At 54.4% G+C, this 1744-nt stretch carries 1 tRNA gene and 1 rRNA gene; both read right to left on the bottom strand.

Annotated elements, in window-relative coordinates:
* Positions 1-48: 48 nt before the first annotated feature.
* Positions 49-125: transfer RNA gene (locus PTE30175_RS27935), tRNA-Ile, on the bottom strand.
* A gap of 61 nt (positions 126-186) precedes the next feature.
* A 16S ribosomal RNA gene (locus PTE30175_RS27930) occupies positions 187-1719 on the bottom strand.
* Positions 1720-1744: the final 25 nt, after the last annotated feature.

The following is a 1744-nucleotide window of genomic DNA, read 5'->3' as shown; positions in this document are numbered from 1 at the left end:
TGGGAGGCTTGCCGTTCTGATCAGGCGTGCCGTTCAGATGGGGAGAATTGGTGGGTCTGGAAGGACTTGAACCTTCGACCCCCGCCTTATCAAGACGGTGCTCTAACCACCTGAGCTACAGACCCTACTTAGATCTTGCAGGAACAACCGATAAGCGTGAACACTCAACTTCAGTGCATGCTCTAGAAAGGAGGTGATCCAGCCGCAGGTTCCCCTACGGCTACCTTGTTACGACTTCACCCCAGTCATGAATCCTGCCGTGGTAAGCGCCCTCCTTGCGGTTAGGCTACCTACTTCTGGCAAAACCCACTCCCATGGTGTGACGGGCGGTGTGTACAAGACCCGGGAACGTATTCACCGCGACATGCTGATCCGCGATTACTAGCGATTCCAGCTTCACGCAGTCGAGTTGCAGACTGCGATCCGGACTACGATCGGTTTTCTGGGGTTAGCTCCACCTCGCGGTTTGGCAGCCCTCTGTACCGACCATTGTATGACGTGTGAAGCCCTACCCATAAGGGCCATGAGGACTTGACGTCATCCCCACCTTCCTCCGGTTTGTCACCGGCAGTCTCCCTAGAGTGCTCTTGCGTAGCAACTAAGGACAAGGGTTGCGCTCGTTGCGGGACTTAACCCAACATCTCACGACACGAGCTGACGACAGCCATGCAGCACCTGTGTTACGGTTCTCTTTCGAGCACTCCCACCTCTCAGCAGGATTCCGTACATGTCAAGGGTAGGTAAGGTTTTTCGCGTTGCATCGAATTAATCCACATCATCCACCGCTTGTGCGGGTCCCCGTCAATTCCTTTGAGTTTTAATCTTGCGACCGTACTCCCCAGGCGGTCAACTTCACGCGTTAGCTTCGTTACTAAGGAAATGAATCCCCAACAACTAGTTGACATCGTTTAGGGCGTGGACTACCAGGGTATCTAATCCTGTTTGCTCCCCACGCTTTCGTGCATGAGCGTCAGTATTGGCCCAGGGGGCTGCCTTCGCCATCGGTATTCCTCCACATCTCTACGCATTTCACTGCTACACGTGGAATTCTACCCCCCTCTGCCATACTCTAGCCTTGCAGTCACGAATGCAGTTCCCAGGTTAAGCCCGGGGATTTCACATCCGTCTTACAAAACCGCCTGCGCACGCTTTACGCCCAGTAATTCCGATTAACGCTTGCACCCTACGTATTACCGCGGCTGCTGGCACGTAGTTAGCCGGTGCTTATTCTTCCGGTACCGTCATCCCCCCGAGGTATTAGCCCAAGGGATTTCTTCCCGAACAAAAGTGCTTTACAACCCGAAGGCCTTCTTCACACACGCGGCATTGCTGGATCAGGCTTTCGCCCATTGTCCAAAATTCCCCACTGCTGCCTCCCGTAGGAGTCTGGGCCGTGTCTCAGTCCCAGTGTGGCTGGTCGTCCTCTCAGACCAGCTACAGATCGTCGCCTTGGTGAGCCTTTACCTCACCAACTAGCTAATCTGATATCGGCCGCTCTTATAGCACGAGGCCCGAAGGTCCCCCGCTTTCATCCGTAGATCGTATGCGGTATTAATCCGGCTTTCGCCGAGCTATCCCCCACTACAAGGCACGTTCCGATATATTACTCACCCGTTCGCCACTCGCCACCAGGTGCAAGCACCCGTGCTGCCGTTCGACTTGCATGTGTAAGGCATGCCGCCAGCGTTCAATCTGAGCCAGGATCAAACTCTTCAGTTCAAACCTGTTACTGTTTTTCGGTTCC

It is taken from the genome of Pandoraea terrae (genome assembly GCF_902459695.1).
Taxonomy (GTDB): Bacteria; Pseudomonadota; Gammaproteobacteria; order Burkholderiales; family Burkholderiaceae; genus Pandoraea; species Pandoraea terrae.
The sequence above is the reverse complement of the archived record's forward strand: the minus strand, read 5'-3'. Positions and strand labels throughout refer to the sequence as shown.